We start from the raw sequence: 19,304 nt of genomic DNA, 5'->3' as shown, positions 1-19,304 counted from the left end.
CCGCACCTCCGCGTCAAGCCCTCGCGAATGCACCGCCAATCTCATCGGCGGTTCGAGGTCGCCGCGTCCCCCCATCGACAACGCACTCACGTCGTGCCCCCGTTTCCTCGGCGGTGCTGTCTCCGGCCGCCGATTCTGTGGCAGGACCGGGGTCTTGCCGCAAGCCCCCCGGTGCGCTATACGTTAGAAGTGGCAAGGAGTGGGATCTCCTTGCCTTTGCTTTTGTCGTCCGCCGCGGGCTGAGATCCTTCGACCGCCTTGAGCGTGCCGGGTACCTCCGGCGGGTGCCGGACCCCCAAACGACCGCCGCAGCGGCCTGGCGCTCTCAGCCGCCGGTGGCCACGGCCGCGTCGCCCGGGGTGGGCTTGGCCAGCGCGATCGTCGGTCAGCTCATCATCGCCGGGGCCGAGGTGATCTGGCCGAGCAACCGGGACCTCGGCGACATGCCGTCCAGCGTCTCCCCGATCGTGACCGTTGTCGGCCCGGTCACCGCCGGCGTGGCCATCGTCCGCGCGGCGGTCTGGGCCTGGTCGCCCCGGTTCCTGCCGCGCACGCTCGGCCCGTACGCCATCCTCGTGCTGATCCCGGTGCTGATCGCCTCGGACGGCCCGCCAGCGCCGCTGGCGCTCCGGACCATCGAGGGCTGGGACATTGCCGTGGTTCGTGCTCAGCAGCACTCCAGTCGACCAGGCCGATCCCCGCCTCGACTGACCGACTGTGATGTTGCGTGCTGGGCGGTCAGCGGCAGAAGTGCGCAGCTGACCTTGCGCTCGTCGCCGGATGCGGGCACCGCGAGAACCGACGCGCTTCCCCGCGCTGGCCCCGGCCTGCTCTGCCAATCCGAGAGCCCATAAGGTCACGTGGTGAACATGGAGCAGGTTCGACAGGCATATGCGTCCGTCGCGGGGCTCTACATCGAGCTGTTCGGTACAAGCCAGCAGGTACACGCCGACGACCTCGCCTTCATCGGGCGCCATCTGGCGGGCCGGCCTGGCCCGGTGCTCGATCTGGGCTGTGGGCCTGGCCATATCACCGACTACCTTTGCTCGCTGGGCGTCAACGCCACGGGAATCGACCTGGTCCCCGAGTTCATCGCCCATGCGCAGGCAGTCCACCCGAACGGTAGCTACCAACTCGGGTCGATGGAGAATCTCGCCGTTGCCAACCACTCCATCGCCGGCATCCTGGCCTGGGGCTCGTTGATCCATCTGCCGCCGCAAGAACTCGACGACGTGCTCGCTGAGTTCCGGCGCGTAATGGCCCCGGCCGGAACGTTGGTGCTTGGTCTCTTCGTGGGCGACGAGGTCGCCGCCTTCGACCACAAGGTCGCGACCGCCTATCGCTGGCCCGTCGACGAGTTCTCCGAGCGACTGGCGCGAGCCGGCTTCACGGAAGTTGAGCGCCTGCAGCGGCCCAGCGAAGGCAATCATCGGCCACATGCCGCCATCGCGGCAATCGCAACCGAGCGGTGAGTTGAGTCGGCGCGCCTCCGTGCTCGCACATCGGCTACTTATCTACTGGTGGCACGACCGGACGGCCGACCCGAACGGGTGCCGTGACGTCGTGTAGCGCTCGACTCGCGGCTAGATCCGGACGTTACACGGTTCCCCATTCCGAAGGCGGCCGGACGGGTATCGATGCCCGCACCGGCGATGAGGGGATGCTCGACTGCCGGCCAGCACTCATTCCTGACGCAGCGACACCGGGTTGCTGCGCCGCGCGCGGTGCTGCACACTACCGCGGTGTCCAGCGATGCCCGAGCCCACGGCCCGTTTACCTCGTTCGTTCTCGCCTGGATCCGATGGTTCGAGGGAGTGCCACGGTGGTCGCGTCTGACGGTGTGCACGCCGCCAGCTGCCTTGATGGCTTTCGGCGTGGGTAACCACCGTGGGTGGGTCATCGGAATGGCGGCCGGCTGTTCTACGGCGTGATGTTCGTTGGCTCTGCGATTTTGCCCGCGACAATCCAGGAGTGGTCGAAGAACCACGTGTACTGGGATGCCGCCCTTTTCATACCGATGTTGTTCTTCGGCATGTGGTTAATACTGCCTCAAGCCCCGGTATGGGTCTTGACGCTCGTGGCTATGGGGATCGGCGGCGCTACCGTTCCGCTCATGGTTCGTAGGCGCCGCCAGTTCTGGGCACGTGAGCAGCCGAAACCAAGCGTCAGCCCTGACTCTGCTCGCGCCGCTGATTGAGGGACGTGGAGCAACGCCACGAGGGTTCCCGATGTTGCCGACCTGGCCAGCGGATTCGACAGCCTCCTCAGTTGATCATGGAGCGGTGATGAAACCTGCCGCGCTGCCGGCCGACCCCGGTACGTTCTCGTTGGCCGTTCCGCCGCTGTTTGCCGTGCTGGCTCCAGCGCGGAGCATCCTCATCGCCGGAGCGGGCGGGGGGTTCGATGTGTACGCCGGCCTGCCCCTGGCGTTCGCCCTGTGGCGTGGCGGCGCCCAGGTGCACCTGGCCAGCCTGTCCTTCTCCCAGCTCGAGTTGATCGATCGGGAGGCGTGGGTGGCGGAGCACGTCGCGGCGGTGCAGCCGGACACCACCAGCCCGGACTGGTACTTCCCCGAACGCACGCTCGCCCGGTGGCTGGCGACTCAGGAGTTGCCGTCGACCGTGTACGCCTTTCCGCCGCTCGGCGTCCAGCCGTTACGGGCGGCGTACCGGTACCTGGTCGAACAACTCAACATCGATGCGGTGGTGCTGGTCGACGGGGGCACCGATGTCCTGCTGCGTGGCGATGAAAGCGACCTCGGCACCCCGGTGGAGGACATCACCAGTCTGGCCGCCGTGGCCGCGGTGGACGTACCGGTCAAGCTGGTGACCAGTCTCGGCTTCGGCATCGACGCCTACGACGGCGTCAACCACGTCCAGGTGCTGGAGAATCTCGCCGCGCTCGACCGCGACGGCGGCTACCTCGGCGCCCTGTCCATCCCCGGTGCCAGCCGGGAGGCGGCGCTGTACCGAGACGCCGTAGCCGACGCCCAGGCCGCCACCCCGGACCGGCCGAGCATCGTTCAGGGACAGATCGCCGCCGCCACCAGCGGCGCTTTCGGGGACGTCCGATTCACCCGGCGCACCGGCGGCGGCGACCTGTTCGTCAACCCGCTGATGGCGGTCTACTTCACCGTCGACCTCGACAAACTCGCCGCCCGTTGCCTGTACCTCGACCACATCGAGAACACCATCGGCAGGCGACAGGTCATCACGCGCATCCAAGCGTTCCGCGACGAACTCCTCAGCGCACGCATCCCCCGCGCGTTTCCCCATTGAGCGTCCGGACGGCGGCCAGGAGAGTGCGGCCTTTCGTCATCGCGGGCAGGTCCTGCCGCAGCCGGGAGAACACCTTCAGCCGAACTGGTCCGGCCTGCGGGCGCCGCATGCGACACCGCTGCCCGGCTCGGCGGTCTCCGGCTCCTGCGGTCAGTCGTCGATCGCCTGGTAAACAGCGGTCCAGAAGTCGTGCCACATCGGCAGCCTCTGGTCGCCCGCGTGGGCCCGCTGCATGATGCAGATCGTCGTCATGTCCTCGGCGGGATCGTTGTACCAGGCGGTGCCGTAGAAGCCGGGCCATCCGTAGCTGCCGACCGAGGGGCCGAGGTGTGTGCGGCGGGTGCGGACCGACATCCCGAAACCCCAGCCCATGGTGTCGAAGTACCCCGGCCAGAACCCGGAGACCGCCTTCTGTGCCGGGGTCAGGTGGTCGCTCGTCATCAGCGTCACCGACGGCCGGGAGAGCACCCGCCCGCCGTGGTGGGCGCCGCCGGCGAGCAGAGCCGAAGCGAAGGCGAGGTAGTCATCGGCGGTCGAGACGAGCCCGCCGCCACCGCTTTCGAACGTCGGTGGCCGGCTCCACCGCCCGTCGGGGGCGTCTTCGACGACCGGCTCACCGGTGGCGGCACTGTCGCGCTCGTACGCCGCCGCCAGCCGGTCGAGGCTCTCGTCGCGCACGCTGAAGGCGGTGTCGGTCATCCCGAGCGGATCGCAGATCCGCTCGCGCAAGGCATCCCCGAATGACATGCCGGTGGCCCGGGCGATGAGCACGCCCGTCACGTTGGCGGCGGTGTCGTACATCCAGCGCTCACCTGGCTGGTGGACGAGTGGAAGGGCGCCGAGCCGGCGGACCCACTCGTCCGGCGGCGGCTGTCCGAGTGCGTTCAGCGCGTCGGCGATCGGGACCGTTCCCGGCTCGACAGGGACCATGCCGGTGCCAAGGGTGTAGGCCAGCAGATCCCGTAGCGTTACCGGGCGTTTCGCCGCAACGGTGTCCTCGATCGGCCCGTGGGGATCGGCGAGCACGGACATGCCCGCCAGCTCCGGGAGGAGGTCGTCGACCGGGTCATCGAGGCGCAGGGTGCAGTCCTCGACGAGCGTCATCGCACACGCGGCGACGATCGGCTTCGTCATCGAGCCCATCCGACAGATCGTGTCGCCTGCCATCGGCGTCTGCGCCCCTGCGCCCTCGAACGCGAGATTGCCGGTTGCTTCGATGTGCACCTCGCCGCGTCGGGCGAGAACAGCCACCACACCCGGGACGAAGCCGGACTCGACGTGACGCTCGAGCAGCTCCCGCACCCGAGCCAGCCGTTTCGACGAGAAGCCACCAGCAGCCACCTGTTCCTCCTCATCTCGTCCGTTCGCAAGTTACAGGTTGCGCGACGACCGCACGGGTCTGCTGCACCGGTAGGTGACGCCTGAGATGGCTTGCCCTGCGGGAGGGCGAGGCTGCCGACGACGCTGGGCCGACTCGTCCACCGACGTCCAGCGGTGCCCCCGCCTGGTGCTCCCGGTACGGTGGCGTCAGCACAGGGGCGCAGCGGCGAAGTCTTCCAAGGCGAACCCGTGTGGTCAGCCGGCCAGCTCGGCGATCTGGCGCAGCTGCCGTGGGCCGCCCTGGACCAGCAGGGTGGTGATCACGCTCTCCCGCCACCGCTGCAGCTCGTCCTTGATCTTCGCGGCCGGCCCGATCAGCGCGATGTCCTCCACCAGTGCGGTCGGCACGGCGGCGATGGCCTCCTGCTTGTTGCCCGCCAGGTACGCCTCGGTGATGACGTCGCACTCCCGCTCGTACCCGAGGCGGGCGATGACGTCACGGTGGAAGTTGGCCGACTTGGCACCCATGCCGCCGACGTACAACGCTACGAAGGGGCGGATCCGGTCGGCCGCCCGCTCCACGTCGTCGTCGACGACGATCGGCACTGTCGCGGCGGTCTCGAACTCGTCCGGGCCGTGGCGGGCGCCCGGTCGGGCGAATCCGTCGGCCAGCGCGGCGCGGTAGAAGCCGTCCGCCTTGGGGGAGAAGAACAACGGCAGCCAGCCGTCGGCGATCTCGGCGGCCAGCGCCACGTTCTTCGGTCCTTCGGCGGCCAGGAAGATCGGGATGTCGGTGCGCAGCGGGTGGACGGTGGACTTCAGTGGCTTGCCGAGGCCGGTGCCGCCGCGGTGCGGCAGCTGGTAGAAGTCACCGTCGTACCGGACCGGGCCGGTGCGGGCGAGGACGGCGCGGATGATCTCGATGTACTCCCGCGTGCGGGCCAGCGGCCGCGGGTACGGCTGGCCGTACCATCCCTCGACGACCTGCGGGCCGGAGGCGCCGAGCCCGAGGATGAACCGGCCGCCGGACAGGTGGTCGAGGGTGAGCGCCGCCATCGCGGCGGCGGTCGGCGTACGGGCCGACATCTGCATGATGTTGGTGCCCAGCCGCACGCGGGAGGTGCTGGCGCCCCACCAGGCGAGCGGGGTCAGGCAGTCCGACCCGTACGCCTCGGCGGCCCAGACCGAGTCGAAGCCGAGGCGGTCGGCCTCCGCGATGGCCTCCGCGACGCCGGCGGGTGGGCCGGAGGACCAGTAGCCGGTGGTGTATCCGAGTTTCATCGTGCGACCTTCCGTGTCACGGGGTGATGCCGTCGGCGGCGAGACCGGCGACGACCGCCTCGCTCAACGTGTTGACGGCGGACAGGGGGCGGACCATGACCGTGAACTCCTCGATCAGGCCGCCGTCGCCGAGCTGGAGCAGGTCGAGGCCGTGGATCTGCCTGCCGCGTACGGTCGCGCGGAAGATGAGGATGTGCGACTCGGCCGGCCGGCCCGCCGTGCCGAGCTCGACCTCGCCGGCCAGCTGCCCGACGTACCGGAAATCCTCGAACGTGCGTAGGAGCACGCGAAGGAGCCCGTGGACGGCCTGCGCCCCCTCGAACGGCGTGAACTTCACCGGGCTGAAGAAGCGCACGTCCGGGCTGAACAGCCCGTCGAACGCGGCCAGGTCCCGGGCCTCGACGGCGGCACGGAACCGCTCGACGGTCGTCACGGCGGCCTCCCGTATAGTCAACGATAGGAGTAGTCATATCACTGACTATGCAGCGAGGGAAGTGGGAGGTGTGGCTGATGGCGTTGCGCCACGCGGTGCTGGCGGCGCTGCTCGACGGTGAGTACAGCGGGTACCAGCTGGCCAAGACCTTCGACGTGTCGCTGTCGAACTTCTGGTACGCGGTGCCCCAGCAGCTCTACGCCGAGCTGACCAAGCTGGAGCGCGAGGGGCTGATCGCCGGCCGTCAGGTCATCCAGCGGGACCGGCCCAACAAGCGACTGTTCACCGTCACCGACGCCGGCCTCGCGGAGCTGGCCGCGTTCGCTGCGACGCCGTCGAAGCCGTCGTCCATCCGGGAGGATCTGCTCGTCATGGTCCAGGCGGTCGACCGGCTGGACCCGGCCCCGGTCATCGCCCAGCTGGAGGAGCGTGCGGTCACGGCGGCGGCGAAGGTGGAAATTTTCGACCGGATGCTCCAGCGGCTGCGCGGCGAACTGGACGAGGAGACGTTCCTGCGCGAGGGCGACCGCATCGGGCCGTATCTGACGTGTCTGCGCGGCCGGCGGTTCGAGCAGGAGAACCGCGAGTGGTGCGAGCGGGCCGCGGCGCTGCTGCGCGCCCGGGCACCGCTGCCGCGCTGACGACGTCCGCGCTTCATTCGGGCGGCGGCGGCTTCGCCCGCCCCGGGCGTTCCCGACCGCTGCGTCAGGACGCCTCGGGTCCTCTATCGGCGGAGTCCGCCCGCTCCGGCAAACATCTACGGCCCTCTCCTCAAGGGGGCGTCGACGCACGCACGTCGGCGCGACCGCGCCAGGCATCGATGCCCCTCGCCGCGTACCGTGGTGATCTCCGGCAAGTGCGTGCGCCTGAGCAGAGGCGAATGCGGGCACGGCGTGACGTCTCAGGGCTCGCGTTTCTCGATCCGGGTCCAACCGGTCCAACCACGCTCGGCGATCAGGTCCCGCAGCCGCGCGACGGCGGGGTGGGCAGCATCGGCGAACGAGTCCATCAGGCCGATGAACGCCGCGTCGGGCATGACCTCGTCCTGCCGGTCCAGCTCCCCGCTGGCCGCCGCCTCCTCGAACAGCTCGCTCATCAGGTCGGCCGTCTCGCGCAGCAGCTCTTCGTCCTTCCAGTTCTCCGCGATCCGACCGATGAGCTGGTAGAGTCGGATGACCTTCGGGTTGGCCAGCTGGGCCACCTTGTCGGCCATGAACGCCGGGATCGCTTCCGGCCATCGCGCCGCCATGAGGATCCACCCGTCGCGCTCAGCCTCCACGAGTGCCGCCGGCGCTCCGGCGGCACGCAGGCGGTTCAGGTAGTCGATCACCTCCTCAGGGACGGCCAAGGAATCGCCGCAGCCCAGTCGCGCGATCCGCCGCCGGTGCTCCTGCAGCGCGCGGATCTGCGCCCGCAATTGCCGGTCGATCTCGGTGGTCGCGGCGGCGAACGTCTCGGGGTCAGCGTCGAGTAGCTCGCGGACCCGGGCCAGCGGGACGCCGGCCTCGGCCAGGGTCCGGATCCGAATGAGTCTGACGACCGCGACCGCGTCGTACGTTCGGTAGCCGGAGGCGTCGCGTTCCGGCTCCCGGAGCAGTCCGATCTGGTGGTAGTGCCGCACCGCGCGGATGGTCACCCCGGCGTATGACGCCAGCCGTCCGATCGTCAGCATGGCTTCAGCCTGCACGAAGGAGACCCATCGTCAACTGGTCCGGTGGTGGGTGGGTCAACTGATCTTGCGGTGGTAGACGGCCAAGGCGACGCCATACGCGACGATGAGGAGGCCGGTACACCAGGCGAGGGCGATCCAGATGTCGCCACCGACCTGCTGCTGAGCGAACAGGCCGCGGATGGTGTTGACGATGGACGTCACCGGCTGGTTCTCGGCGAAGGCGCGTACGGGGCCGGGCATACTTTCGGTGGGTACGAAGGCCGAGCTGATGAACGGCAGGAAGATGAGCGGATAGGAGAATGCGCTCGCGCCGTCCACGGACTTCGCGGTCAGGCCCGGGATGACGGCGAGCCAGGTCAGGGCCAGGGTGAACAGCACCATGATGCCGGCGACCGCGAACCAGTCCAGCGCGCCGGCCCTCGAGCGGAAGCCCATGACGAGGGCGACCAGCACCACCACGACGAGCGAGATCAGGTTGGCGACCAGCGAGGTCAGCACGTGCGCCCACAGCACGGATGCGCGTGCGATCGGCATGGATTGAAACCGCTCGAAGATGCCGCCCTTCATGTCCAGAAAGAGCCGGTAGGCGGTGTAGGAGATGCCGGAGGCGACCGTGATCAGCAGGATGCCAGGCAGCAGGTAGTTCACGTACCTGTCCGATCCGGTCTGGATCGCGCCGCCGAACACGTAGACGAACAGCAGCATGAATGCGATCGGCATGATCGCGGTCGTGATGATGGTGTCCGGGCTGCGGCTGATGTGGCGCAGGGATCGCCCCAGCAGGACGGCGGTGTCACCGAGGAAGTGCTTGGTCATCGAGGGTCCTTAGTTGTTCGTGCCGTCGGGGCTGGCGGCGCCTACTCTGCTGTCGGTGCCCTCGTCGTCGACGATGGCGAGAAAGACGTCCTCGAGGGTCGGCTGCTTCTCGACGTACTCGACCTTGGCGGGCGGGAGCAGTTGCTTGAGCTGGGGGAGGGTGCCGTCGGCGATGATGCGCCCCTGGTGAAGGATCGCGATCCGGTCGGCGAGATGTTCGGCCTCGTCGAGGTACTGCGTGGTGAGCAGCACGGTCGTGCCCTGCCTGGCGAGCTCCCTGACGGCCTGCCACACCTCGAGACGTGCCTGGGGATCGAGCCCGGTCGTCGGCTCGTCGAGGAAGATCACCGGCGGGTCCCCGATGAGGCTCATCGCGATGTCGAGGCGGCGGCGCATGCCCCCCGAATACGTCGACACCTTCCGGCCGGCCGCGTCAGTCAGTGAGAAGCGGGCCAGCAGGTCATCCGCGATCCGGCCCGGATTTCTCAGATGCCGCAGCCGGGCGATCAGCACCAGGTTCTCCCGGCCGCTGAGGATCTCGTCGACGGCTGCGAACTGTCCCGTCAGGCTGATGGACTCCCGCACGTTCGCCGCCTGTGTGGCGACGTCGAAGCCGTTGACGCTGGTCGTCCCGGCGTCCGGCTTGAGCAGCGTGGACAGGATCCGCACGACCGTGGTCTTGCCCGCCCCGTTGGAGCCGAGCAGGGCGAAGATGCTGCCCCGCGCCACGTCGAAGTCCACGCCGCGGAGCACGTGGAGCTCTTTGTATGACTTCTTCAGGCCCTGGACCTGGATCGCAGGTCCGCGGACCTGCTCGGTTGTCAGCTGGGGATCTCTGGACATGGCGCCAGCATGCAGGGTTGACGCTGCGTCAAGGTCAAGCCCGAAAGCAAGGTCCCTCGGTCGTCGATCTGGGCGCGGTGCGACGCACGAAGGTGCGTACGGGTTGGTCCACGAGTACGAGCAGGCCCCGTAGCCGGCGCTCGTAACCGACCGGCTACAGCGCCTTGACCGCGGCGACCAGCTTGCGCAGAGACTCCTTGGCGTCGCCGAAGAGCAATGTCGTCTTCGGGTCGTGCATCAAGTCGTTCTCGATTCCCGCGAAGCCTGCCCGCATCGACCGCTTGAGGAAGACGATCGACTGAGCCTCGTCGGCGGCGAGGATCGGCATGCCGTAGATGGGGGAGCCGGGCGCGTTGCGCGCCGCCGGGTTCACGACGTCGTTGGCTCCGACGACCAGGGCCACGTCCGTGGTCCGGAACTCCGGGTTGATGTGCTCCATGTCCTTGAGCTTGTCGTAGGGCACGTCCGCCTCGGCCAGCAGCACGTTCATGTGACCTGGCATCCGGCCCGCGACCGGGTGGATCGCGTACAGCACCTCCACACCGCGCGACTCCAACTCGTCGGCGAGGTCTCGCAGGGCGTGCTGGGCCTGCGCAACCGCCAGCCCGTAGCCGGGAGCGACGACGACCCGCCGGGCATATCCGAGTTGGATGGCGACGTCCTCCGGCCCCGCGGCTCGGACCGGCCGTTCGGAGACGGCGGCGGCGCCGAGCGTCGACCCGCCGGCGAACGCGCCGAAGAGGATGTTTCCCACGGACCGGCCCATGGCCTTGGCCATGAGCTGGGTGAGCAGGGCTCCGGAGGCACCGACCAGGGTCCCGGCCACAATCAGCAGACTGTTGCTCAGGACATAGCCGCTGGCGGCGACGGTGATGCCGCTGAAGGCGTTGAGCAGGGCGATGACGATGGGTACGTCCGCGCCGCCGACCGGCAGCACGAACAGCACCCCTACGGCGAGACTCACGACGGTGAGCAGAACCGCGACCCACAGCGACGCACCGAACGGAATCCACACCCCGGCCACCAGCGCCGCGGCCAGGAGAGCCCCGAAGATCCACCGCATGCCGGGGAAGATCAGCGGGCGTCCCGTCATCAGCGCCTGCAGGCGGAGGAACGCGATCATCGAGCCGGAGAAGGCGACCGAGCCGATGAGGATGGTGAAACCGGCCACCGCCAGCTGGCCGCGCGATGCGCCTTCCGCGTTGTGGTAGAGCTCCACGAGTGCGACGATCGCCCCGGCCGCCCCGCCCAGGGCGTTGAAGACGGCCACCATCTGGGGCATGGCCGTCATCGCCACCCGCTGCGCGCTGACCAGCCCGGCCGCGCCCCCGACGAGCAGGGCGCCGAGGATCGGCAGCAGGTTGTCGGGGCGCTCGGCGACGAACACCACGATGACCGCGATCAGCGCACCGGCCGCGCCGACCGCGTTGCCCAATCGGGCGCGCCGGGGCGAGGAGAGCGCCTTGAGCGCCGCGATGAAGCAGACCGCGGCGGCCAGGTAGGCAAGGTCGGCGACGTCGTTGCTCATTTGGCCGGCTCCCGGACGGTCTGCTTGCGGCTGCCGAACATCCGGAGCATCCGGTCGGTGACCACGAACCCGCCGACCAGGTTCACTGCGGCCAGCGCGACGGCGAGGAGGGAAAATCCGAGCACGAGTGGCGAGTCCGCCTGCCCGGCGATGACCACCGTGCCGACGAGGATGATCCCGCTGATGGCGTTGGAGCCCGACATCAGCGGAGTGTGCAGGGTCGATGACACCTTCGCGATGACCTCGTACCCGGTGAAGCTGGCGAGCACCAGCACGGTGAGCAGAGCGACGCCGTCCATCAGGCCTCCTTCGCCGCGAGCAGGTCGCGGGTGGGTTCGTGCCGGACCTCGCCGGCGTGCACGACGCAGCACCCGGCCACGATCTCGTCGTCCAGATCAGGGCGGACGCTGCCGTCCTCCGTCATCAGCAACAGCAGGTTGGTGAGGTTGGTGGCGTACAACTGGCTGGCCTGGCCCGGCATCTGGCTGGGCACGTTCCGTCCACCCCAGACCCGCGCGTTGCCGATCATCACTTCCCGACCCGGCTGCGACCCTTCCACGTTGCCGCCCTGCTCGGCGGCGAGGTCGACGACCACTGCGCCGGGTCGCATCGCCGCGACCATCTCGCGGGTCACCACCACCGGGGCGGGGCGTCCCGGTACCGCGGCTGTGGTGATGACCGCGTCCGCAGCTGCCACATGCGGAGTCAGTCGCTCGCGCTGCAGCCGGGCACGCTCCTCGTTCATCTCCCGGGCGTAGCCGGCGGCACCGTCCAGCGCCGGCAGGTCCAGGTCGATGAAGTCCGCGCCGACGCTGCGCACCTCCTCCGCGGCGGCGGTCCGCACGTCGTACGCCTTGACAACCGCACCCAGCCGCCGGGCGGTGGCGATGGCCTGGAGCCCGGCGACCCCGGCCCCGACGACGAGAACCTTGGCCGGTGGCACGTTGCCCGCGGCTGTCATCGACATCGGGAAGAACCGGGGCAGCCGCTCAGCCGCGATGATCGCGCACCGGTAGCCGGCGACGAGCGCCTGCGACGACAGCGCGTCCATGCTCTGCGCCCGAGAGATCCGAGGAATCAGTTCCATCGCCAGCGCGGTGCGGCCGCTGTCGCGGATCGCCGCGATGAGGTGCAGCTCGCGTGGGGCGGGTAGGAACGAGACGACGAGCGCACCCTCCGCCAGCCGGTCGACCTGCTCCGGCGCCGGCGGCTGGACCGCAAGCAGGACCCCGGCACCGTCCAAGACGTCGGTGCCCACTTCGGCGCCAGCATCGCGGTAGGCGTCGTCGGGGAAGCCCGCCGCATCACCCGCGCCGGTCTCGACGCCGATGGTCAGGCCCGCCTTGGCCAGTCGCGGTACGGCGTCGGGGACCAGCGCCACGCGCCGTTCGTCGGGCAGCGTCTCACATACCACGGCCACCTTCATGACCGATGACGCTAATCTGCGCCCGATAATGACACCAGTCTCTTCGGCGGGTCGAACGCGTCACCCCGCGCGCGGCCCGGACTTCACCGATGAGCCCGGCTACGCACCGTGACGGCGAACTGAGTCGCTCGCGCTTCGTCGCGACAGGACGGCCGGGCGCGGCGGTCTTCGCCTGCGAGTTGGGCGCAACCCGTTCACCTCTCGGCTTGGACGGCGTCCACCGGACAGGTGGAGGGAACAGCGAGACGCGCGGCGATGGCGCCGGCGACAGCCTCCCGATCCGAGCCCCTTGATCCGAGAACAGCCAGGGGTCGTCGTTGGTGGCGTCGCCGTAATGGATGTGGTGCCGCGGTTTTCGCGGATTCGTTGGGTGCGGGCGACCGCGCACGATGACTAGCGTCGCAGCCAGATCGATCGCGGTAAGCGCGGTCACCAAGATCGCACAGAGCACGAGGAATCAGAGGTTGCCGACACCGTAGCTGCCCGCAGGGCCAAGGAAATCAAGGCACGTGCCGGCAGCCGGTCGCGGACACAGCAGTCCCTTGCACGCCGCCATGTCCATGGCGGCGTCCGGACCATGCGAACGTTCTAGGAGAGGAACAACATGAACTGGAAGCGAATCCCCGCGGTGGCCGTCGCGCTGAGCATGTCACTCACCGGCCTGGCGATCGCCCAGCCCGCCCAGGCCGCCAACTCCTACATCACCCAGTACTGCAAGGACAACATGTCCCGGCTGACGAACAGCGGCAGCGCCACCGACCAGCCGATGTGGTGCCGCGTCCAGGCCGGACCGGCCGCGGCCCACGGCTACACGGGACCCGCCGACGGGTACCCCGGGGTGAACACGTGGATGGGCGTCCAGCGGTACCTGACGGCCAGGAAGTTCTACAGCGGCCCGATCGACGGGATCCCGGGCACGAACACCTACAAGGGCATCCAGCGCGTCGCCCAGGAGGGCGGCTACGAGGGCCCGGTCGACGGCATCCCGGGCCCCAACACCTGGCGCGGCTTCGACAAGGCCATCCGTATCCAGTGGTTCGGACTCTGACAGGTGGTACGCGGGTGCCGGGCCGGCGGCCATCGGCCCGGCACCCACGCCGATCCTCGGCCCCCTCGCTCGACGGCGGTCCTCGGTCGACCAGCGGAACCCGTGCCACCTGTACCTCGACGGCGTGAACGCGAGACCCCGTAGCCCTCCCACCTCCGGAGACGCACATGCAGACCCGTCCCAAGGTTGTCCGCGCCCGCACGTACGCCGTACTGCTGCTCGTGGCCGGGCTTCTCAGCCCTTCCGCCGCGTCCGCCCAGGCGGCGCCGCCCACCGAGCCCGGACGGAGCCGTGCGACGCCCGACGGCCAGCAGTCCGAGTCCCGGGGCGAACGGCTCGCCCCACAGGCAGTTCCGGAACAGAGCCGTGACCGCGTGCTCACCCCGGCCTGGAAGACCTCGAACGACGTCGCCTGGGCCACCGCGGCCGACGGGCGTGGGTTCCACATCCTCAAGGCCGAGGCGGCCGAAGGATACGCGTGGCGGGTCGTCGCGACCCTGCGGGAGAGCCTGGTCGACGTCGACCAGTGGGTCGGACAGGCGTGCCTGACGTCCTCCGGCGACAGGGTGGTCGCCGTGTACGCGCCCCGGTCGTTCACGAACAAACCCGACCTCTACGACCGAGGCGGTTTCACCGCGGTGGTCGACCTGCCGACCGGCAGGGTGACCAAGCTGGGGGTCACCGCCTCCCTCGCCTACTTCAACCCCGGGTGCGGCACCGGCGACCTGGCCGTCCTGACGCAGGCGAGAGCACACGACGACCAGGGGCGAACCCGTCTGGCGATCGTCGACGCCCGCCGCGGCAGGGTCGCGGCGAAGCCGGTCGAGGTCGACGGGCAGGTTACCTCGGCGATTCCCCTGAGCAGGACCGAGATCGTCGCGGCCAAGGGCGCACACGTCGTACGGGTCGACGACCACGGCACGGTCGCGACGGTCGCCAGGAGCACCGGCGTGCCCTTCCGGCTGACCGCCGACGCCGACGGCGGTGTGGTGCTCCTGGACCGCATTCCGGCGGCAGCACCGGCTGGCGAGGCGACGCGCCCGCCCACCCCGCCGAACGCGGGCAAGCCGGCACGGGACGAACTGGTCGCGCTGCGCCTGAGTCGGGAGCAACTCGCGCGCAGCGGCTCGCCCCGGTCCGCCGCCACCGGCGACGCCCCGGCGACCAGGCCGGCGGAGATCGCCCGCGGCGCCTTCGGCGAATTCAGTCTCACCCCGGCCGCGCACGGCACGATCGCGATTCTCGGCCCGGCGAAGGTTCGAGGCTCCGCACGCTATCTCAAGCACGCCCCTGGGGTCCCACCTGGCGCGAGCGCCAGCACCACCGCCGCGACCTTCGTTCACGACGTCGACTGGACCAGGGGCCGCGTCCCGCAGACCGAGGACGAGGCGGCCTCGATCGAGCTGTCGCTCACCGTGCCGGCCACCGACGAGACGGTCCGGCTGGGCATCGATCTGGCCCACCCCACGGCCGCCGGCACGCCACCCGACCGGAAATCTCCGCCGGCCGCCGGCACTGCCCGCCGTGGTAGACCCGGAGACGAAATCTCGCCGGCGCTGAACCTCGTGTCGACGACGACCGCTTCGGGCGCTCTGGTGGAGGACGACCTTCCCGAGTCCGCCGGTGAACGCACCTGCGCGATCGCCCGCAACGACCACCGGCGGCAGGCCATGCAGCCGAAGCCCCGGCAGGTCGAATGGGCGGTGAACGAGGCGGTCACCGGAAACCTCAACACGCTGTGGAATCCCACGGGCGTGGACGGCTGGCGCACCCGGGTCGAGCTGGGCAGCACCAGGCCGCTGGACCTCTTCCCGACCCCGGCGATCGCCGGCTGGCCCACCAGCCGCGTCCCGGCGCAGGTCGTCCTGGGCATCGCCATGCAGGAATCCAACCTGTGGCAGGCCGCGAGGTACGCCATGCCCGGCGTCACCGGAAACCCGCTCATCGGCAACTACTACGGCATCGACATCTACAACGGCACGGAGGACGACGACTGGGACATCTCCATGGCCGACGCGGACTGCGGCTACGGGGTGATGCAGGTGACCGACGGGATGCGGATCGGCGAGCGCACGTATCAGCAGCAGCACGCGATCGCGCTGGACTACGCCTCCAACATCGCCGCCGGACTGCAGATCCTCGTGCAGAAGTGGAACCAGACGTACAACGCCGGCCTGATCATCAACAACGGGAATCCGCGCAACATCGAGAACTGGTTCTACGCCGCCTGGGCGTACAACTCGGGGTTCTACCCGCAGTCGGACGCCGCGACGAACAACGGCGCCTGGGGGGTCGGCTGGCACAACAACCCCGCCAACCCCAAGTACGACCCTGAGCGCGCACCGTTCCTCCACAACAACCACTTCTCGGATGCCGTCCACCCGAATTGGTGGCCGTACCCGGAGCGGGTCATGGGTTGGGCGGCCTGGCCCATGGGGTTGTACGAGGCGCCTGGTAAGGAGGTGCCCGCGTTCCGCGGTGCCTGGTGGAACACCGAGGGCTACCGGTACGCGGTCAAGCCCCCGATGGACACGTTCTGCGACACGACGAACCGGTGCGCCAAGGAACTGGTCGGTACGTTCCCATGGAGTGAAGAGGATCACCCGGACATCCCCGGGCCCTGCCTGAGCACCGAGCAGGGCACCCCCGACTATCGCTGCTGGTACAACCGTCCCGCGACGTGGAAGGACTGCAGCGTCGAGTGCGGGTATGAGTTCATCCGGTTCCCCGAGGACTGGCCGGAGGAGGCGAATGGGACCGCGTACCCGCCGAACTGCAGCCGCAGCGCGTCGGCGTCGGGCAATGCCGCGCCGCCGGGCGCGTACATCGTCGACAACGACGTGGACGGGGTGCCCTCCGTCCGGCCATGCGCGGACATCGCGAGCGACGGCGCCTTCACCATGAGCTTCGCCAGCGACCCCGACGGCACGATGCCGTCGAAGGTCGACATCCACCAGCTCGGCGCCGGCTTCGGCGGGCGCTTCATCTTCGGCCACACCCGGTCGGGAAGCCCCGGCGGAATCCAGGACCGGCTCGAAGTGGTCGGCACCTGGACGCTGAACCGCTCGGTGCACGGCTGGATGCGGGTGGCGGTGCACCTGCCCGACCACGGCGCGCGGACCCAGCAGGCCAAGTACACGATCCACCTGGGCGACGGCCGCTCGACCGTGCGTTACCTCAACCAGAAGCGGCAGGCCAACAACTGGGTCTCGCTGGGCGCGTTCGCGTTCGACGGGGTGCCGAGCGTGAGCCTCACCAACGTCACCCTCGACGGCGACGGCACCGAGAACGTGGCGTGGGACGCGGTCGCGTTCCAGCCGTTGACCCGCGAACCCGTCAAGGTGGCCGTGCTCGGTGACTCCTACTCGTCGGGCGAGGGGACCGGCGACCCGGCCGGCTCGGGGCCGGCGGGCTACTACGCCGAGACCAACATTGACGGTGGCGATCTGAAATGGCAGAACTCGTGCCGGCGTAGCCCCGAGGCGTGGGCGAGGAAGCTGGTCATGCCGGGCATGAGCCAGTCGGTGGGCACGCTGGAGGACCAGTGGAGTTCCGCTGTCGAACTGGGCTTCGTCGCGTGCTCCGGCGCGGTGACCGAGCAGTTGACCGTGCCCTGGTACTCCCGGGTCACGGACGAGGAGGACGGATATCGCGGAAAGGGGCAGTGGTCGGAGTTCCCGCAGGTCTACTCCGGGGTCCTGAGCGCGGACACGGACTACGTCATCCTGACCATCGGCGGAAACGACGGCGACCTCTTCTCGAACGTGCTCACCACCTGCGTGAGCCTGCCGCTGTGTCAGGAGTCCTCGATCTGGGACACCGTGTACGACCAGCTGGACGACCGCACGATCCCCGACACGGAGAAGCTCCTACGCAAGATCGCCGTGCAGGCGCCGAATGCCAGGATCGTGCTCGCGACGTATCCGACGGTGTTCCGGATCGACGATGCCGAGGCCTGCTGGGTCGAACCCTGGGAGCTGAATGCGATCCTTCCGCTGCAGACGTATCTGACGCGGAGCCAGGGGGATCTGGTCCTCAAGTTGTGGGCGACCGACGGGCTGAACGTGACATTCGCCCCCGTCGACGACTGGTTCCTCCGGCACGACGCCTGCGAGCCACTCGGGTTCAACTGGATCAACGGACTGGCGCTGGCGAAGCAGGGCGACGGCGACAACTCACCGAGCATGGCCTCGTTCCACCCGAACGACCAGGGCACCACCGCCTACGCGGCGGGGATCAACGCGGCCCTGGCCGCCCCGGTGCCCAACGTGCCGTGGAACCCGGTCCCGCCGAGCCCAGGCTCGTGATGCCACGGCCGCGCAGCTATCTTGGCACCGCCGGGGATCGGCCGGACGGCTGCGCGGCCGCGCAGGGAGTCAGGAGGGCCATGAGGGGGTACGTCGCCCGGAACAGGTTCGGCGCGCTGCCCACGACGACGGCCGGTGTGGAGCGTGCGTTCACCATCTTCATCGCCGGCGTCCGCCTGGGCACCGTCGCTCAGATGGTCCCGACCCTCTATCCGGGCATGCAGTCATCCCCACGGCCAGGTCTGTACCTCACGACCTGGCTGGTCGCGACGCTCGCCGCGCTGTCGGTGAGCGTGGCATCGCTGGTGAAGGGCCGGGCGCTGGGTGCCGGTTACATTCTCGCGGACTTCGCATTCGCGAGCGTCGTGATGCTCGTGGGACCCATGGTCGTCGGCCCCGAGAATCGCGTCGGCACCTGGGTGGGATTCCAGCCAGGCAACGCACTGTCCGTGATCATCACCGCCGTCGGGGCGAGATCACCGCTCGTGCTGGCGGCCGGCCTGCTCGCCGTCACGGGCAGTTACGTGGTCCATGTGTCCGGCGCCACCCTTGAGGGGCCGGGGTTCACCACGGTCATCGGCAACGAGCTGACGTTCGTGGTCTACGCGCTGGTGTGCCGCATGTTCAGCACGTACATGCGGCGAATCGCGCGGGACGCCGACGCGTCCCGCGCCATCGCGGCCGAGCTGGCCCGTCGTGAGGAGGAACGCCACGCCCAGGTTCTCATGCACAACGGCGTGGCCGTGATGCGCCTCCTCACCGAGCCCAACCTTCCGGACGCGACCCGGATACGCCTGCTTGAGCATGCGGAGGTGGAACTACAGCGAATGCGTGCCTACCTGAGCCGCCAGTCGTCGCCCGACACGACGACGCAACCCGCCGATCGTCCCGACCCACATCAGTCGCAGGTGGGCGCGATCTCACTCGCGGGCGCGGTCCGCCAAACCTGTGCCAGGTTCAGGGACCTGCCGATCGAGCTCGCACTCGATCTCGGCACGGGGATCAGGATGACCTCGGCGGAGGTCGAAGTCGTGACGCGAGCACTGGACACCCTTCTGCTGAATGTCCGCGAGCACGCACAGGCCGAGATGGTCGTCGTCCACCTGGACGCCGAACCCGACGGGTCGTGGATCCTGACGGTCAACGACAACGGTTCCGGCTTCGACTCCACCTCGACCAGCCAGGGGGTCGGCCTGCGCGAGGTCGTGGTCGGCGAACTGGAACGCAGGGGGTACTCCGTGGCGGTGGCCTCTCAGGTGGGGGACGGGACGACGGTGACGATCACCTACGCGGCGCAGGTTGGTCCACCGCCGCTCGCCAGGCGCGCGCGGGCGGCGTCATGAGGCCAGCCG

General features: G+C 69.3%; 15 protein-coding genes and 1 pseudogene. 7 read left to right on the top strand and 9 right to left on the bottom strand.

All coding sequences use genetic code 11. The features are described from left to right. The first annotated feature begins 365 nt into the window (after nt 1–365). From ACL02O_RS13280 to ACL02O_RS13270, 3 genes are all read left to right on the top strand, one after another. Entirely contained in the window at nt 366–854 is a 489-nt protein-coding gene (locus ACL02O_RS13280) for a hypothetical protein (protein WP_412818348.1), read from the top strand. A 9-nt stretch (nt 855–863) separates the two neighbouring features. Continuing rightward, nucleotides 864–1,472 (top strand): class I SAM-dependent methyltransferase, encoded by a 609-nt coding sequence (locus ACL02O_RS13275; protein WP_412818347.1) that lies wholly within the window; start codon nt 864–866, stop codon nt 1,470–1,472. Between the two features lie 813 nt (nt 1,473–2,285). Further along, a complete protein-coding gene (locus ACL02O_RS13270) occupies nt 2,286–3,278 on the top strand; it encodes a DUF1152 domain-containing protein (RefSeq protein ID WP_412818346.1) in 993 nt (330 codons plus the stop codon). 150 nt (nt 3,279–3,428) lie between these two features. Here the strand turns inward: ACL02O_RS13270 and ACL02O_RS13265 are convergent, their stop codons facing one another. From ACL02O_RS13265 to ACL02O_RS13255, 3 genes are all read right to left on the bottom strand, one after another. Further along, a complete protein-coding gene (locus ACL02O_RS13265) occupies nt 3,429–4,619 on the bottom strand; it encodes a serine hydrolase domain-containing protein (protein ID WP_412818345.1) in 1,191 nt (396 codons plus the stop codon). A 234-nt stretch (nt 4,620–4,853) separates the two neighbouring features. Then, nucleotides 4,854–5,879, bottom strand: coding sequence for an LLM class F420-dependent oxidoreductase (locus ACL02O_RS13260; RefSeq protein ID WP_412818344.1), 1,026 nt, complete (start codon nt 5,877–5,879; stop codon nt 4,854–4,856). Between the two features lie 16 nt (nt 5,880–5,895). Beyond that, a complete protein-coding gene (locus tag ACL02O_RS13255) occupies nt 5,896–6,312 on the bottom strand; it encodes a nuclear transport factor 2 family protein (protein WP_412818343.1) in 417 nt (138 codons plus the stop codon). Between the two features lie 77 nt (nt 6,313–6,389). Between ACL02O_RS13255 and ACL02O_RS13250 the strand changes: the two genes are divergently transcribed. Further along, entirely contained in the window at nt 6,390–6,953 is a 564-nt protein-coding gene (locus tag ACL02O_RS13250; RefSeq protein WP_412818342.1) for a PadR family transcriptional regulator, read from the top strand. A gap of 260 nt (nt 6,954–7,213) precedes the next feature. Here ACL02O_RS13250 and ACL02O_RS13245 read toward each other — a convergent pair whose 3' ends face one another. The 6 genes and pseudogenes from ACL02O_RS13245 to ACL02O_RS13220 all read right to left on the bottom strand — a co-directional run bounded on the left by ACL02O_RS13245 (nt 7,214) and on the right by ACL02O_RS13220 (nt 12,597). Further along, nucleotides 7,214–7,984 (bottom strand): MerR family transcriptional regulator, encoded by a 771-nt coding sequence (locus ACL02O_RS13245; RefSeq protein ID WP_412818341.1) that lies wholly within the window; start codon nt 7,982–7,984, stop codon nt 7,214–7,216. A gap of 54 nt (nt 7,985–8,038) precedes the next feature. Next, complete coding sequence (locus ACL02O_RS13240; protein ID WP_412818340.1) at nt 8,039–8,800, bottom strand: ABC transporter permease; 762 nt, start codon at nt 8,798–8,800, stop codon at nt 8,039–8,041. Next, nucleotides 8,797–9,643 (bottom strand): annotated as a pseudogene (locus ACL02O_RS13235) (ABC transporter ATP-binding protein). Before ACL02O_RS13235 ends, ACL02O_RS13240 begins: the two are co-directional and overlap by 4 nt. Before the next feature lie 154 nt (nt 9,644–9,797). Further along, nucleotides 9,798–11,171, bottom strand: coding sequence for an NAD(P)(+) transhydrogenase (Re/Si-specific) subunit beta (locus tag ACL02O_RS13230; protein ID WP_412818339.1), 1,374 nt, complete (start codon nt 11,169–11,171; stop codon nt 9,798–9,800). Then, nucleotides 11,168–11,470: an NAD(P) transhydrogenase subunit alpha part 2 gene (locus tag ACL02O_RS13225; RefSeq protein ID WP_412818338.1), complete on the bottom strand. Its 303-nt coding sequence runs from the start codon at nt 11,468–11,470 to the stop codon at nt 11,168–11,170. The genes ACL02O_RS13230 and ACL02O_RS13225 overlap by 4 nt, the downstream gene beginning before the upstream one ends. Beyond that, the gene (locus tag ACL02O_RS13220) at nt 11,470–12,597 is read right to left on the bottom strand and encodes a Re/Si-specific NAD(P)(+) transhydrogenase subunit alpha (RefSeq protein ID WP_412818337.1); all 1,128 of its coding nucleotides are present in this window, start codon (nt 12,595–12,597) and stop codon (nt 11,470–11,472) included. Before ACL02O_RS13220 ends, ACL02O_RS13225 begins: the two co-directional genes overlap by 1 nt. Before the next feature lie 604 nt (nt 12,598–13,201). Between ACL02O_RS13220 and ACL02O_RS13215 the strand changes: the two genes are divergently transcribed. From ACL02O_RS13215 to ACL02O_RS13205, 3 genes are all read left to right on the top strand, one after another. Next, nucleotides 13,202–13,645 (top strand): peptidoglycan-binding domain-containing protein, encoded by a 444-nt coding sequence (locus tag ACL02O_RS13215; RefSeq protein WP_412818336.1) that lies wholly within the window; start codon nt 13,202–13,204, stop codon nt 13,643–13,645. A 167-nt stretch (nt 13,646–13,812) separates the two neighbouring features. Then, nucleotides 13,813–17,952: a golvesin C-terminal-like domain-containing protein gene (locus ACL02O_RS13210; RefSeq protein WP_412818335.1), complete on the top strand. Its 4,140-nt coding sequence runs from the start codon at nt 13,813–13,815 to the stop codon at nt 17,950–17,952. Nucleotides 17,953–18,032: 80 nt separating this feature from the next. Then, nucleotides 18,033–19,295, top strand: coding sequence for an ATP-binding protein (locus tag ACL02O_RS13205; protein WP_412818334.1), 1,263 nt, complete (start codon nt 18,033–18,035; stop codon nt 19,293–19,295). Nucleotides 19,296–19,304: the final 9 nt, after the last annotated feature.

This window comes from Micromonospora mangrovicola (genome assembly GCF_047200535.1).
In the GTDB taxonomy this organism is placed as follows: domain Bacteria; phylum Actinomycetota; class Actinomycetes; order Mycobacteriales; family Micromonosporaceae; genus Micromonospora.
The sequence above is the reverse complement of the archived record's forward strand: the minus strand, read 5'-3'. Positions and strand labels throughout refer to the sequence as shown.